The organism is Streptomyces sp. LS-MS-L19 (assembly GCF_058382285.1).
In genome coordinates this window covers 619,501-633,719 of sequence record NZ_JBYCLL010000001.1, presented here as the reverse complement: position 1 = coordinate 633,719, position 14,219 = coordinate 619,501, and the positions used below count along the sequence as shown (strand labels likewise).

Sequence of the window (14,219 nt, the reverse complement as noted above, 5' to 3'; positions counted from 1 at the left end):
GGGTGCGGGTGATGCGTGGCGGGCCGCGCGGTTCCCTGACGGGGCGCTCCATGCCGACGGAGAGGACAGGTGCCCGTGAGCGAGTGGTCGTTGACCAGGACCTTCCGCAGCAGCTCCGGGGAGGTCCGCTGGGACAGCCTCGGGGACCCCGACCGCGATCCGGTCGTCCTCCTGCACGGCACGCCCTTCTCGTCGTACGTCTGGCGTGCCGTCGTCCGCGCCCTGGCCCGTCGCCACCACGTGTTCGTGTGGGACATGCCCGGCTACGGGGCCTCGGAGATGTCCGACGGCCAGGACGTCTCCCTGGCGGCCCAGGGCAGGGTCTTCACCGAGCTGCTCGCGCACTGGGGCCTGGCCGAACCCCGGGTGGTGGCGCACGACTTCGGCGGTGCGGTGGCGCTGCGGGCCCATCTGCTGCACGGCGCCCGCTACCGCTCGCTCACCCTCGTCGACCCGGTGGCGCTCGCCCCCTGGGGGTCGCCGTTCTTCCGGCTCGTCGGCGAACACTCCGAGGTCTTCGACCGACTGCCGCCCGCCCTGCACCGGGCGCTGGTCCGCGAGTACGTGAGCTCGGCCAGCAGCCCCGGACTGCACCCCACGGTCCTCGACCGGCTCGTCGAACCCTGGCTCGGCGAGTCCGGCCAGGCGGCCTTCTACCGGCAGATCGCCCAGGCCGACCAGCGGTACACCGACGAAGTCCAGGACAGATACGGGGAGATCACGATCCCGACCCTGGTGTGCTGGGGCGAGGACGACACCTGGATCCCCGCGGACAAGGGCCGTGAACTCGTGGCCCGCATCCCGCGGGCGCGGCTCGAACTGATCCCCGGCGCCGGTCACCTCGTCCAGGAGGACGCCCCCGCCGCGCTCATGGCGGCCCTGCTCGACTAGCTCCGCGCGAGGGCGGCCAGATGCGCTTGGCGCACCTCGGCCGTCTGCCCCTGCACGAGCAGGAACATCCCCTCGCGGAACAGCCGTTGGGCGGTGCCGTCGAGGGCCGTGGCCCGGCCGCCACCGGCCACGACCGCCGCGGTCGTGGCCGCGCGCATCAGGTCGTACGACCGCGTCTTGAGCGCCAGCCGTTCGGCGACGCGCTCGTGCGGGACGGGATGCCCGGCCAGCTCGTACGCCTGACCTCGCACCTCGTCGAGGCGGCCGCGCAGGGCATCCGCGGTCTCCGGCTCCCCGGCGTCCGCCAGTACCCGGAGCGCCGCGTACGCCACCCCGAAGACGGCGGGGGAGGCGTTGGTGTTGCGGGGCAGGTCGACCAGCGCGAACTTCTCCTGCGGGGTGCGCAGCACCACCGACTCGTCGGGCAGCCACAGACCGTCCAGCGTCAGGGACACCGTGCGGGACGCGGTGAGCGCCGCCAGCCGCATCGGCTCCGACGCCCGCAGTCCCGGCTGCTCGCGGGCCTCGGTGAACGCGAACACCACCTCGTCGTCCCCGGTCACCCCGGCCAGCAGCAGCACGTCGTTCAGACCCCAGCCGGTGTACCAGGGCACCGTGCCGTCGAACCGCCAGCCGCCCCGCTCGGCCGTCGCCCGCACCGGAACCCGCGGAAAAGCACGGACGTGCGCGAACGCGATACCGCCCAGCAGCTCACCGCTCGCCAGCGGGCGCAACAGCCGCTCCCGCACCGGCAGGCCGGACTGCGCGAGCATCCTGACCGGCGTGTGGTGCTGGGTCTGCACGAACCAGGTCGAGCAGCACGCCCCGGCGAGGATCTCCTGGACCTCCCGCGCCACGGCGTCGGGGGCGCCGGCACCGCCGTACTCCACCGGCGCGCTCATCCCGAGCAGGCCCGACCGCCGGATCGCCTCGATGTGGCTCACGGGCACGCCCTCCTGGTCGACCCGCGCGGCCTGCGGGGCGAGGAGGCCGTCGGCGAGGGCGTGCGCGGTGGCGAGGAGCGGGTGCGGTGCGGAGGTCATGGAGAGGATTCTCCCGATCGCCTGGCGCGCGGTGTCGATCCGGGGGTGTGGCGTTCGTGTAGGAGGTGAGACAAGCTCACAGGAGGAGAACGCCATGAAGTACTACCTGCTCAACGTCATGCAGCCCGGCTGGGACGAGCTGCCCGCGCCCGAGGTGATGGCCGAGATCGGCAAACGGCTCGACGTCTTCCACCAGGAGCTCCGCGAGGCCGGGGCCTGGGTCTTCGCCGGCGGCCTGCACGGCCCCGACGCCTCGACCGTGCTGCGCCCCCGCGACGGCGACGTCCTGATCACCGACGGCCCGTACGCCGAGGGCAAGGAACAGCTCGGCGGCATCTGCGTGGTGAAGGCCCCCGACCTGGACGCGGCCCTCGAGTGGGCCCGCAAGGCGGCCCTGGCAACCACCCTGCCCATCGAGGTACGCCCCTTCCAGCACGAGTCCGAGGACTGACGGCACCGGCCGAGGAGACCCGACGGCACCGCACCGAAGAGGACACATGGGCCCCGACCACCGTCTGCCGCCCGACCAGGGCCCGGCCCTTGACGACGGGCCGGCCCCTGACCTTGGGCTGCCGCCCGACCAAGGGCCGGCCCCTGAACACGGTCCGGCTCCCGACCATCGCCTGACGCCCGACCGCGGGCCGGCGCCTGGCCGCCGGCGGGCGCCCGGCAAGGGGCCGACCCCTGACCACCGACCGGGCCCCGACGACCGACCGGGCCCCGACGACCGACCGGGCCTCGACCACCGACCGGGCCCCGACCACCGACTGGGCCCCGACCAGGGATCTGCGCCCGACCGGAATCCGGTCCCCGACCGCGGCCCGGCCCCCGACCGCTCGCCCGCCCCCGACATCGAAACCGTCTTCCGCGCGGAGTACGGCCGTGCCGTGTCCGTTCTCGTCCGTTTCCTCGGTGACATCGACCTCGCCGAGGAAGCGGTTCAGGACGCCTTCGCCGCGGCGGTGCGCCGCTGGCCGGAGACGGGTGTGCCGCCCAGTCCGGCCGGCTGGATCATCACCACCGCCCGCAACCGCGCCATCGACCGGCTGCGCCGTGAGTCCACCCGTGCGGCCCGGCACGCCGAGGCGGCCCTGCTGCACGCCTGCGACGAACCGCCCGAGGAGGGCCCCGTGCGCGACGAACGGCTCCGGCTCCTCTTCACCTGCTGCCACCCCGCGCTCGCACCCCAGGCCCGGGTCGCCCTCACCCTCCGCCTGCTCGGCGGCCTCAGCACCGCACAGATCGCCCGCGCCTTCCTGGTCCCCGAGCCGACCATGGCCCAGCGCCTCGTCCGCGCCAAGGCCAAGATCCGCGACGCCCGCATCCCCTACCGCGTCCCCCGCGACGCCGACCTCCCGGACCGGCTGGGCGGCGTCCTCGCCGTCGTCTACCTCATCTTCAACGAGGGCTACGGCGGCACACCCGAGCTGTGCGACGAGGCCGTACGCCTGGGCCGGCTGCTGACCGAGCTGATGCCGGACGAGCCCGAGGCCACCGGCCTGCTCGCGCTGATGCTGCTCGTCGAGTCCCGCCGAGCGGCCCGCACCGACGACACCGGCGCCCTCGTCCCCCTGTCCGAGCAGGACCCCGCCCGCTGGGACCGCGAGCTGATCGCCGAGGGCCAGTCACTCGTACGGCGATGTCTGCGCCGGAACCGGCCCGGGCCGTACCAGATCCAGGCCGCCATCCAGGCCGTGCACAGCGACGCGCCCACCGACTGGGACCAGGTCCGCCGGCTCTACGACCAGCTCATGGCCGTGGCCCCCAGCCCGGTCGTGGCCCTCAACCGCGCGGTCGCCGTGGCCGAGACGGACGGACCGGCGGCCGCCCTCGCCCTCGTGGACGCCCTGGACCTCGACGGCTACCACGTCCTGCACGCCGTCCGGGCCGATCTGCTGCGCCGCCTGGACCGTGCCACGGAGGCCGCGGACGCCTACGCGAGGGCTGCCGAACTCACCGAGAACCCGGCGGAACGCGGGTACCTGGAGGCTCGGCGCCGATCGCTCACGACCCGTCACGGAAAGTAGTGCCGACGAGCCGGAATGGACCGGGACCCCAAAAAGGTTGCAATATACATCTGACCGTCGAGACCCGGCCGCAAGGCCCGCGCACCCCCAGCGAGGCATCCCGTGAACCACCCCGCCCCCGAGCAGCCCGCCGACGTCGTCGCCCGACTGCGCGCCACCTTCCGCAGCGGCCGCACCAAGCCCGTCGAGTGGCGCACGACCCAGCTGCGCCGCCTGCGCGAGCTGCTCACGGAGAAGGGCACGGAGCTGGCCGCGGCCCTCCACGCCGACCTGGGCAAGAGTTCCACCGAGGCCTTCCGCACCGAGATCGACTTCACGATCCGCGAGATCGACCACACCCTGGACCACCTCACCGACTGGCTGCGCCCCGAGTCCGCGCCGGTCCCGCCGCACCTGGGCGCCGACGCCACCGCCTGGACCCAGTACGACCCGCTCGGCGTCGTCCTCGTCATCGCCCCCTGGAACTACCCGGCCCAGCTGCTGCTCGCCCCGGTGGTCGGCGCCCTCGCCGCGGGCAACGCGGTGGTCGCCAAGCCGAGCGAGCTGGCCCCCGCCACCTCCGCGGCGATCGCCCGGCTGCTGCCCGCCTACCTGGACACCGACGCGGTGGCCGTCGTCGAGGGCGGGGTCCCCGAGACCACGGCCCTGCTCGCCGAGCGCTTCGACCACATCTTCTACACCGGCAACGGCACGGTCGGCCGGATCGTCCTGCGCGCCGCCGCCGAGCACCTCACCCCGGTCACCCTCGAACTGGGCGGCAAGTCCCCGGCGTTCGTCGACCGCGACGCCGACCTCGCCGTGGTCGCCGACCGACTGGTCCGCGGCAAGTTCCTCAACGCCGGACAGACCTGTGTCGCCCCGGACTACGTCCTCACCGACCCGGACACCGCCGCCGCCCTGGAGCCGCTGTTCGTCAAGGCCGTCGAGACGCTCTTCGGTGCCGACCCGGCCCGCTCCGGCGAGTACGGCCGCATCATCAACGAACGGCACTTCGACCGCCTCACCGGCCTGCTCGACTCCGGCCGCACGGTCGTGGGCGGCGAGAGCGACCGTACGGCCAAGTACATCGCGCCCACCGTCCTCGCCGACGTCGACCCCGAGGCGCCGGTCATGCGGGAGGAGATCTTCGGCCCGATCCTCCCGATCGTCACCGTGCCCGGCCTGGACGCGGCGATCGACTTCATCAACGACCGGGACAAGCCCCTCGCGCTGTACGTGTTCACCGACTCCGACACCACCCGGACCCGCATCGCCGACGAGACCTCGTCCGGCGGCCTCGGCTACGGACTGCCCCTCGCCCATCTCACCGTCTCCGACCTGCCGTTCGGCGGAGTCGGCGAGAGCGGCATGGGCAACTACCACGGCCGGTACTCCATCGAGACGTTCAGCCACCGCAAGGCGATCCTGGAGAAGCCGCTCGGCTAGCCACCGCTCACGGGCGGTGTCACAGGCCGAACAGGTCCGCCGCGTTGTCGTGGCACACCGCCCGCAGCCAGTCCTCGCCCAGCCCCAGCCGCTCCAGGGAGCGGAGCTGGTGCAGGTAGGCGTAGGGGATGTTGGGGAAGTCGGAGCCGAGCAGGACGCGGTCGCCCAGGTCGGTGAGCCGGGGCAGGGCCTCGGCCGGGAACGGCATGAACGCCTCCGTGAAGTCGGTGAACGCCATCGTCGTGTCCAGCCGCACCTCCCCGTACCGCTCGGCGAGGTCCAGGAACTCCTCGTACTCCGGCATCCCCATGTGCGCGACGATCAGCCGCAGCCGCGGGTGCCGTGCCAGCACCCGCGCGATGTTCTCGGGGCCGGTGTGCTTGCCGGGCGCGGGCCCCGAACCGCAGTGGATCACCACCGGGACGCCCGCCTCGGCCAGCACGCCCCATGCCCCCTGGAGCAGTTCGTCGGCCGGGTCGTACGCACCCACCTGCACATGCGCCTTGAACACCCGCGCGCCCGCCTCGACGGCCTCCCGGACGTACGCCTCGACGCCCGGCTCGGGGTAGAGCGTGCACGTGTGCAGACAGTCCGGGGTGCGGGCGGCGAAGTCGGCGGCCCAGCCGTTCAGCCACCTGGCCATACCCGGCTTGTGGGGGTAGAGCATCGCGGTGAAGGCCCGGACGCCGAACTCCCGCAGCAGGGCCGTTCGCTCCGCCTCCTCCGTCCGGTACGTGATCGGCCACTCCATCCCGCCGGTCAGCGGTCCGACGGAGTCGAAGTAGTCCCAGACCTTGTGCAGGACCCGCTCGGGCATGAAGTGGGTGTGGACGTCGACCAGCCCCGGAAGGCCCAGACCCTCCCAGAACCGCCGGACCTCACCGGCCTCCTCGCTGACGGGTGCCACGCGGTGATCGTTCATGCCGCCCACCCTCCGCCCGGAGCGGGGCGCGAAGCGAGCCCTTGCGCGGGCGGCGCGGTGAGGCGTCCGTCACATGCCGTTCGGCCATCCGCGGGAGTTCCCCGTCGGCGCGGCCGACGCGCCCGCGGGCTCTCCTACGCTCGAAGACGACGACCGGAGCAGTACGGAACACGCAGGCCACGGATACACGCAGCACCACGGAGCACGGGGGAACGACGATGCACGACTGGGCGATGCCGACGACCTGGACACCCTCCGTCGCGGCCCACCGGGGCGACGGCTTCGTCGCCACCCCGTTCTCGGAGCGCTGCGCCGGCCTCGTCGAGGCCGGACACCACGTCTTCCTCGGGATCAGCCCCGGCAACGGCTACTTCTCCGAGGACCGGCTCGTCGCGCTGCTGCGCTGGGCCGCCGCCCGCTTCACCCGTATCGAGATCGCCCACCCCGGCACCGACATCGTGGCCTGCACCTACCTCGGCCGCGGCTACGAACCCCGGCACGCCCGCGCCCGCGCCTACCGAGACGTACGCCAGACGGCCAACCGCGTCTCCCGTGCCGTGGCCACCGCGCGGCTCGACCCGGACCGCCTCCAGGTCGCGCAGTTCCACGACTTCCACGACACCCCCGCCTACCGCGCCGCCCGTGGGCGCATCGCCCGGGCCCATCGGGAACAGCCCGCCTTCCACGCCATCTGCACCCGCATGGTCACCGCCGTCCTGCGCACCACGATGCCGGCCGACTGGGCTCCGACCGCCGACCAACTGGCCGCGGGGGCGGAGTACTTGGACAGTGAGCTCCCCTTCCTCCTCGACACCCCGGCCATCCTCGGCGTCCCCGGCTCCGTCTTCGCCTACCGCGCCACCCCGGCCCTCGCGGGCCTCCTCTACGGCCCGGACGCACCGGTCCCGGCCGCGGCCACCCAGGGTTTCGTCACGGTCGAACCGCTCCCGGCAGCGCGATGACGCCGTACCGGGCCGCCGAGGTCCGCCCCCGGGTTGTGCCGCTCCGCGCCGCTTCCGGCAAGCTCGAGACCGGACAGCACCACCGCACCCCCGCAGAGAGTTGACGTCATGACCGACACACTCACCGTGAGCGTCCTGGGCACCGGCATCATGGGCGCCGCCATGGCCCGCAACCTCGCCCGCGCCCAACACACCGTCCGCGCCTGGAACCGCAGCCCCGACAAGGCGCGGCCGCTGACGGAGGACGGCGTCACGGTCGCCGACAGCCCCGCCGAGGCGGTCCGGGGCGCCGACGTCGTCCTGACCATGGTGTACGACGGCCCCGCGGCCCTGGACGTGATGCGCCAGGCCGCCGACGGCCTCCGCCCGGGCCTCGCGTGGGTGCAGTCCACCACCGCCGGCGTCGAGGCGATCTCCGACCTGGCCGCCTTCGCCCGCGAGCGTGACCTGGTCTTCTTCGACGCACCCGTGCTGGGCACCCGACAGCCCGCCGAGGCCGGTCAGCTGCTGGTCCTGGCGGCGGGACCGGTCGACGGCCGTGACACGGTGACGCCGGTGTTCGACGCGGTCGGCGCCCGCACGGTGTGGACCGGCGAGGACGGAGCCGGGGGCAGCGCGACCCGGCTGAAGCTGGTCGCCAACAGCTGGGTGCTGTCGGTGACCAACGCGGCGGGGGAGGTGCTCGCCCTGGCGAAGGCCCTGGGCGTGGACCCGCAGGCCTTCTTCGACGCCATCGACGGCGGACCGCTCGACATGGGCTACCTGCGCGCGAAGTCGGGGCTGATCCTGGAGGACCGACTGTCACCGGCCCAGTTCGCGGTCTCCACCGCCGCGAAGGACGCCCGACTCATCGTCGAGGCCGGCGAGCGCGGCGGGGTCCGCCTGGACGTGGCCGCCGCGAGCGCGGACCGCTTCGAGCGCGCCACCGCCCAGGGCCACGGCGACGAGGACATGGCCGCCGCATACTTCGCAAGCTTCGACGAGAAGACGCGGGGCGGCGGCGGGTCCGGGGCGGGGACCTGAGCGGGGTGGTGGCGGGCCTCGGGGACGGGTGCTGAGGGATTGTGGCGGGGCCTGGGACCAGTGCCTGAGGGGGATGGGGGCGGGCCCGGGACGGGAGCCTGAGCGAGGCGGTGGCGGTCCCCAGGCGGACGCTTGAGCGGATGGCGGTGGGGCCGGGTGGGTGCCGCAGCAGGGACGATGGCGGTCCCCGGGGCGGAAGCCTGAGCGGGACGGCGGCGGGCCCGGGGTGGGTGCCGGCGAGGGGACGATACGGGGCCCCGGGACGGGTGCCTGAGCGGGGCGGCCCCGGGCCCCGGGACGGGTGCCTGAGAAGGACGGCGGTCGGTCCGGGACGGGTGCCTGAGCGGGGCGGCCCCGGGCCCTGGGACGGGTGCCTGAGAAGGACGGCGGTCGGTCCGGGACCGGTGCCTGAGCGGGGCGGTGGAGCGAAGGTGCTCCCACGCCCGCTGACCACCTCAGGCGCGGGCATTGCAGCTCGGCCGGCGCGTCCGGCCCGCAAACCCCCCGCCGTCAGACCTCGCTGCTCAGCGGATGGCTGAAGCCCTGGTCGGAGATGAGGCGGGCTCCCTCGGTGAGCTCGGTGGCGAAGCGCTCCACGGCCTCGTACGGGAAGCGGTGGCTGGGCCCGCTCAGGGAGAGGGACGCGGCGACCTTGCCGGAACGGCCCGTCACGGGGACCGCCACGGCCGTGAGGCCCTCGTCGAACTCGCTGCTGCTGACGGCGTACCCGCGCTCGGCGGCCTCCGCGGCCCAGGTCTTCAGCCGCCCGGCATGCTCCTCGCCCTGCGGCGAGGCGGCCGCGACCCGGCGCAGGAACGCCTCGGAGGCGTCCCGCAGCAGGATCTTCGAGGACGCACCGGCCCACAGGGGCTGCTCGTCACCCACGTCGACGACATGGCGCAGCGGGTGCGGGCTCTCCTCGTGGGCCACGCAGATCCGGTGGACACCCCGGGCCACGAAGAGGTTGACGGTCTCGCCGAGCCGGTCCGCGAGATCCCGCATGACCTTACGGGTCTCCTGCGGCACCTCCCACTGACCGCGCGCCAGATAGGCCCAGCGCCACAAAGCGGGTCCCGCGGTGTAGCCCGACGGATGCGCGCCCAGCAGACCCGACTCCTCCAGGGTCTGCACCAGGCGCAGCGCGGTCGTCTTGGCGAGCCCGGTCGCCTCGGTGATCTCCCGCAGGGTGATCACGGGCCGGTCCTCCGTGAGCAGGGTGAGGATGTCGAAGGCCCGCCGCACACTGCGCACCCCGCCCGACTGCTGGTCCGCCTCGCCCTCCGCCCGCGTCCGTCCGTCGCTCACCCGCTGCCTCCCCGTGTCCTGGTGCCGTGCCCGGCGTTCCGCTCCCGCTCCCGACCGTAGTCCGCTCTGCGGACCGGGGAAACCGCAACATCCGGGAAATCTTGTCACACCCCTTGATGCCACCGGAGCACCGCTCTATCGTGCCGCTCACCGGTCCTGGAGTTCCGCACAGTGGACCCCGGAGTCAAGGGTCGCCGCCCGAACCGCTGTGGCGATGGCCCGGTTCGTACGCGACGGCGCGCCCGCACCCAGGTGGCGCCACGGCGTCCGACCGTCCCCACCGAAGCCATCCCCGCAGTGGTCCCGTGCCGTGCACCGCTCGCACGGCACGGGAGACCACTGCCCAGCGCATCCGACGGAGTGTGTGAGATGAGCAGTACGCAGCAGGCGGCCGGAGCTCCCGGTCTCGCCCGGCGCGCGGCGGTCGCGAGCTTCATGGGAGCCGTCGTCGACTGGTACGACTTCTTCCTCTACGGCATCGTCGCGGGCCTCCTCTTCGGCGACCTGTTCTTCCCCGGCGCCTCCCCGGCCGTGGGCACCCTGGCCGCCTGGGCCACCTTCGGCGTCGGCTTCCTCTTCCGGCCCCTGGGCGGCATCGTCTTCGGCCACTTCGGCGACCGCCTCGGCCGCAAACGCATGCTCGTGCTGACCATGCTGATCATGGGCCTGGCCAGCACCCTGATCGGCGTCCTGCCCACCTACGCCCAGGCCGGCGTCTGGGCACCCGTCCTGCTGGTCCTGCTGCGCGCCACCCAGGGTTTCGCGGTCGGCGGCGAGTGGGGCGGCGCGGCCCTCATGGCGGTGGAGAACGCCCCCCGCAAGTGGCGCTCCCTCTACAGCAGCGGCGTCCAGGTCGGCGCGTCCGTCGGTCTGCTCCTCGCCACCCTGATCACCAAGGTGATGTCCGGCACCACCACCGACGCCGCCTTCCGCGCCTGGGGCTGGCGCATCCCGTTCCTGGTCAGCGCGGTGCTCGTGATCGTCGGTCTGGTCATCCGGGCCAGGGTCGAGGAGTCCCCGGTCTTCACCGAGCAGGTCGCCACCCTGTCGGAGACCGTCAAGCCCCGCCTCCCGCTGGTCGCCGCGGTCCGCTCCAACCCGGCCGGCTTCTTCGCCATCATCGGCCTGCGCTTCGTGGAGCTGTTCACCTTCTACGGCGTCACCACCTTCGGCCTGTCCTACGGCACCGGGGAGCTCGGCCTGGACCGCGACAGCCTCCTCGACGTGAACCTCGCGGTCGGCGGCCTGGCCGTCGTCACCATCCCGGCCTTCGCCTATCTCGCCGACCGTCACGGCCGCCGCCGCGTCTACTGCTGGGGCGCGCTGATCGGAGCGGTGAGCGCGGTGCCGTACTTCTGGGCGATGGAGTCCGGCTCGATGCTGCTGATCGTGGTGTGCGCGGTCCTGCTGGTGAACGTGGCGCACGACATGGCGGTCTCGGTCCAGCAGTCGCTGTTCACCGACATGTTCGGCGCCGAGTACCGCTACAGCGGCGCCGGTGTCGGCTACCAGCTGGCCAGTGCCGTCGGCGGCGGCTTCACCCCGCTCATCGCCGGTTCGCTGGTCATCTGGGCCGGTGGCGGCTGGTCGCTGGTGGCCGCGTACGTCGCCGTGGGCTGTCTCGTCTCCTTCCTGATCGCGCTGCGCCTGCCCGGCGTGGACACGGCCGAGGCACCGGCCGCGGTGGCCGAGGAGGCCGCGGCGGTCTGACCTCCGACAGCACAGGGGCCGGTCGCCTCCGCGACCGGCCCCTTCGGCATTTCCGACCACCGGGCCCTTGTCCGAGCGCCACATGCCACCTAGGCTTACCGCACAGCGGATCGAAGGAACCATCTAGTGGTCCACTTGGGAGTCCCAGTGAAAGCAGCGGTCCTCACGGCGCCGGAACGGATCGAGACGGTCGACGACTGGCCGGAACCGGTCCCCGCACCCGGCGAGGTGATCGTCGACGTGGGTGGAGTGGGCCTGTGCGGCACGGACTTGGCCGTGTTCCACGGCAAGCGGACCGCGCCGGCCACCCCCTGGGTCATGGGCCACGAGGGATTCGGCCGGGTCGTCTCCACCGGCGCGGACGCCCCGGACCACCTGGTGGGCCGACAGGTCGTCATCGAACCCAACTACGCGTGCCTGAAATGCGCCGACTGCCTCACCGGCCTGACCTCCGCCTGCCCCCACCGCGCCATCGTGGGCCTGAACTCCCCGGGAGTGCTCGCCGAACGCGTCGCCGTCCCCGCGCCCTTCGTGCACACCGTCCCCGACGGACTGTCGGGCGCCGACCTCGCCTGCGCCGAGCCGTACACCGTCGCCCGCGCCGCGGTCCGCCGCAGCGGGGTCACCGACCGGGACCGCTGCCTGGTCGTGGGTGCCGGAGCCCAGGGCCTGCTGCTCTGCCTCATCCTGTCCCGCCTCGGCCTCACCCCCGTCGTCAGCGAACCGCACCCCGAGCGGCTGGCGCGGGCGGTACGGCTCGGTGCCGTCGCCGACGACGGCCGTAGCGGATTCACCTTCGTCTTCGAGAGTTCCGGGTACGCGCCCGCCCTGCGTCCCGCGGTGGACCGGGCCGACCCCGGGGCCACCGTCGTGCTCGTCGGCCTCAACGCCGAGCGGCTGCCGCTGACCACCGACGACGTGGTCCGGCGTCAGCTCGTGCTGCGCGGCTCGATGATCTACGACCACCCCGGTGACTTCACGGCCGCCCTGGCCGAACTGCCCGCCGCCCGCCCCGGAGCCGTGACCGAGGCCCGCTTCCCGCTCGCGAGGGCGCAGGAGGCCTTCGCCGGAGCGGCTGCCCGGGCCGGGAAGACCTGGATCGACCTCGCAGGGAGCGACCATGCGTAAGTCCATCGCCACCGTCTGCCTCAGCGGCACCCTCACCGAGAAGCTGACGGCCGCCGCCCGGGCCGGCTTCGACGGCGTCGAGATCTTCGAGAACGACCTCCTCGCCAGCCCCCTCACCCCCGAGGAGATCGCCGCCCGCACCGCCGACCTGGGCCTGGGCATCGACCTCTACCAGCCCATGCGGGACATCGAGGCCGTCCCCGAAGAGGTCTTCGCCCGCAACCTGCGGCGGGCCCGGCACAAGTTCGAGCTGATGGGCAGGCTCGGCGCCGACACCGTGCTGGTCTGCTCCAGCGTCTCCCCGCAGACGGTCGACGACGACGCCCTCGCCGCCGAGCAGCTGAGCCGACTCGCCGACCTGGCCCAGGAGTTCGGCATCCGGGTGGCCTACGAGGCGCTGGCGTGGGGGCGGCACGTCAGCACCTACGACCACGCCTGGCGGATCGTCGAGACCGCCGGGCACCCGGCGCTCGGCACCTGCCTCGACAGCTTCCACATCCTGTCCCGCGGCTCCGACCCCAAGGGCATCGAGTCCATCCCCGGCGAGAAGATCTTCTTCGTCCAGCTCGCCGACGCGCCCCGCATGGCCATGGACGTCCTCCAGTGGAGCCGCCACTACCGCTGCTTCCCCGGGCAGGGCGGCTTCGACGTGGCCGGACTCCTGCGGCACGTCCTGAACGCCGGGTACGAAGGACCGCTGTCCCTGGAGGTCTTCAACGACGTCTTCCGCCAGGCGGACGCGGGCCGTACCGCCCTGGACGGCCTGCGCTCCCTGCTCGCCCTGGAGGAGGACGCCGGGATCCTGCCGCTCCCGGCCCCGGTGATCCCCTCCGGTGTCGCCTTCGCCGAACTCGCCACCAGCGACCCCGAACCCGTCGGCGAACTCCTCACGGCGCTCGGCTTCACCCGCACCGCCCGCCACCACGGCAAGCCGGTCGACCTCTGGACCCAGGGCGAGGCCCGGGTCCTGGTCAACACCGGCGCCGCGGACCGCCGTACGGACACCACCCTGGCCGCCGTAGGCCTGGAGACGGCGGATCCGGCGGCCTCCGCCCGCCGCGCGGAGGCCCTGCTGGCACCCGCCCTGCCCAAGCGCCGTACCGCCCAGGACGTGCCCCTGGAGTCGATCGCCGCCCCGGACGGCACCGAGGTCCTCTTCTGCGCGACCGGCCGCCCCGAACTCCCCAGCTGGACCGACGACTTCGCGTACACGGCCGACAGCGCACCCGCCGACGTCACGGCCATCGACCACCTCGCGCTCACCCAGCCCTGGCACCACTTCGACGAGTCCGTGCTCTTCCACCGCACGGTCCTGGGCCTCAGCCCGCACGACACCGTCGAACTCGCCGACCCCTACGGCCTGTTCCGCAGCCGCGCCCTGTCCGCCTCCTCGGACGGGCCCCGGCTGGTCCTCAACCTCGCGCCCTCCCCGGCGGAGGACGGCGGGACGCGGGCCCGGCACGTGGCGTTCGCCGTCGACGACCTCGTCGCCGCGGTGCGCCGCTTCCGGGCGGCGGGGGCACCGCTGCTGCGGATCCCCGCGAACTACTACGACGACCTCCAGGCGCGGTTCGAGTTCGCGGAAGGGGAGTTGGAGACCCTCCGCGAACTCGGCATCCTCTACGACCGCGACGAGCGCGGCGGCGAGTTCCGCCACTGCTACACCGAGACGGTCGGCCACGTCTTCTTCGAGTTCGTCCAACGCTCCGGCGGCTACAGCGGGTTCGGCGCGGCCAACGCGCCCGTCCGGCTGGCCGCACAGCGCAGGTAGGAGTTCGGGAAA

At 73.4% G+C, this 14,219-nt stretch carries 12 protein-coding genes; 9 read left to right on the top strand and 3 right to left on the bottom strand.

Annotated elements, in window-relative coordinates:
- Window positions 1-75: 75 nt before the first annotated feature.
- Window positions 76-891, top strand: a complete 816-nt coding sequence (locus AC2XR2_RS02805) for an alpha/beta fold hydrolase (protein WP_491518393.1) — start codon at window positions 76-78, stop codon at window positions 889-891.
- On the opposite strand, the gene AC2XR2_RS02800 is transcribed toward AC2XR2_RS02805, so the two are convergent.
- Window positions 888-1,934: an acyl-CoA dehydrogenase family protein gene (locus AC2XR2_RS02800; RefSeq protein WP_491514131.1), complete on the bottom strand. Its 1,047-nt coding sequence runs from the start codon at window positions 1,932-1,934 to the stop codon at window positions 888-890. The genes AC2XR2_RS02805 and AC2XR2_RS02800 overlap by 4 nt on opposite strands.
- A gap of 94 nt (window positions 1,935-2,028) precedes the next feature.
- On the opposite strand from AC2XR2_RS02800, the gene AC2XR2_RS02795 reads away from it, so the two are divergent.
- The 3 genes from AC2XR2_RS02795 (at window position 2,029) to AC2XR2_RS02785 (ending at window position 5,386) form a co-directional block, all read left to right on the top strand.
- The gene (locus AC2XR2_RS02795; protein WP_330268975.1) at window positions 2,029-2,385 is read left to right on the top strand and encodes a YciI family protein; all 357 of its coding nucleotides are present in this window, start codon (window positions 2,029-2,031) and stop codon (window positions 2,383-2,385) included.
- Window positions 2,386-2,785: 400 nt separating this feature from the next.
- Window positions 2,786-3,961, top strand: a complete 1,176-nt coding sequence (locus AC2XR2_RS02790) for an RNA polymerase sigma factor (protein WP_491518392.1) — start codon at window positions 2,786-2,788, stop codon at window positions 3,959-3,961.
- A 102-nt stretch (window positions 3,962-4,063) separates the two neighbouring features.
- Window positions 4,064-5,386 (top strand): aldehyde dehydrogenase family protein, encoded by a 1,323-nt coding sequence (locus AC2XR2_RS02785; RefSeq protein ID WP_491514130.1) that lies wholly within the window; start codon window positions 4,064-4,066, stop codon window positions 5,384-5,386.
- 19 nt (window positions 5,387-5,405) lie between these two features.
- Here AC2XR2_RS02785 and AC2XR2_RS02780 read toward each other — a convergent pair whose 3' ends face one another.
- Window positions 5,406-6,308: an amidohydrolase family protein gene (locus tag AC2XR2_RS02780; protein ID WP_491514129.1), complete on the bottom strand. Its 903-nt coding sequence runs from the start codon at window positions 6,306-6,308 to the stop codon at window positions 5,406-5,408.
- A 218-nt stretch (window positions 6,309-6,526) separates the two neighbouring features.
- Between AC2XR2_RS02780 and AC2XR2_RS02775 the strand changes: the two genes are divergently transcribed.
- Together AC2XR2_RS02775 and AC2XR2_RS02770 are read left to right on the top strand one after the other, a co-directional pair.
- Window positions 6,527-7,270, top strand: coding sequence for a tRNA-dependent cyclodipeptide synthase (locus AC2XR2_RS02775; RefSeq protein WP_491514128.1), 744 nt, complete (start codon window positions 6,527-6,529; stop codon window positions 7,268-7,270).
- Between the two features lie 108 nt (window positions 7,271-7,378).
- Window positions 7,379-8,293, top strand: a complete 915-nt coding sequence (locus AC2XR2_RS02770; protein ID WP_491514127.1) for an NAD(P)-dependent oxidoreductase — start codon at window positions 7,379-7,381, stop codon at window positions 8,291-8,293.
- A gap of 510 nt (window positions 8,294-8,803) precedes the next feature.
- Here the strand turns inward: AC2XR2_RS02770 and AC2XR2_RS02765 are convergent.
- Entirely contained in the window at window positions 8,804-9,598 is a 795-nt protein-coding gene (locus tag AC2XR2_RS02765; protein ID WP_381296280.1) for an IclR family transcriptional regulator, read from the bottom strand.
- 369 nt (window positions 9,599-9,967) lie between these two features.
- Between AC2XR2_RS02765 and shiA the strand changes: the two genes are divergently transcribed.
- The 3 genes from shiA (at window position 9,968) to AC2XR2_RS02750 (ending at window position 14,207) form a co-directional block, all read left to right on the top strand.
- Window positions 9,968-11,308 carry a shikimate transporter gene (gene shiA / locus AC2XR2_RS02760; protein WP_491514126.1) on the top strand — a complete coding sequence of 447 codons (1,341 nt, stop codon included), beginning with the start codon at window positions 9,968-9,970 and terminating at the stop codon, window positions 11,306-11,308.
- Between the two features lie 147 nt (window positions 11,309-11,455).
- The gene (locus AC2XR2_RS02755; RefSeq protein WP_381296284.1) at window positions 11,456-12,436 is read left to right on the top strand and encodes a zinc-dependent alcohol dehydrogenase; all 981 of its coding nucleotides are present in this window, start codon (window positions 11,456-11,458) and stop codon (window positions 12,434-12,436) included.
- A complete protein-coding gene (locus tag AC2XR2_RS02750; protein WP_491514125.1) occupies window positions 12,429-14,207 on the top strand; it encodes a bifunctional sugar phosphate isomerase/epimerase/4-hydroxyphenylpyruvate dioxygenase family protein in 1,779 nt (592 codons plus the stop codon). The genes AC2XR2_RS02755 and AC2XR2_RS02750 overlap by 8 nt, the downstream gene beginning before the upstream one ends.
- The last annotated feature ends 12 nt before the right edge of the window (window positions 14,208-14,219 follow it).

Excerpts from the sequence above, each read along its gene's own strand:
- AC2XR2_RS02800 (WP_491514131.1), bottom strand. The coding sequence starts at position 1,934 with ATGACCTCCGCACCGCACCCGCTCCTCGCCACCGCGCACGCCCTCGCC.
- AC2XR2_RS02795 (WP_330268975.1), top strand. The coding sequence starts at position 2,029 with ATGAAGTACTACCTGCTCAACGTCATGCAGCCCGGCTGGGACGAGCTG.
- AC2XR2_RS02780 (WP_491514129.1), bottom strand. The coding sequence starts at position 6,308 with ATGAACGATCACCGCGTGGCACCCGTCAGCGAGGAGGCCGGTGAGGTC.
- AC2XR2_RS02775 (WP_491514128.1), top strand. The coding sequence starts at position 6,527 with ATGCACGACTGGGCGATGCCGACGACCTGGACACCCTCCGTCGCGGCC.
- AC2XR2_RS02770 (WP_491514127.1), top strand. The coding sequence starts at position 7,379 with ATGACCGACACACTCACCGTGAGCGTCCTGGGCACCGGCATCATGGGC.
- shiA (WP_491514126.1), top strand. The coding sequence starts at position 9,968 with ATGAGCAGTACGCAGCAGGCGGCCGGAGCTCCCGGTCTCGCCCGGCGC.
- AC2XR2_RS02750 (WP_491514125.1), top strand. The coding sequence starts at position 12,429 with ATGCGTAAGTCCATCGCCACCGTCTGCCTCAGCGGCACCCTCACCGAG.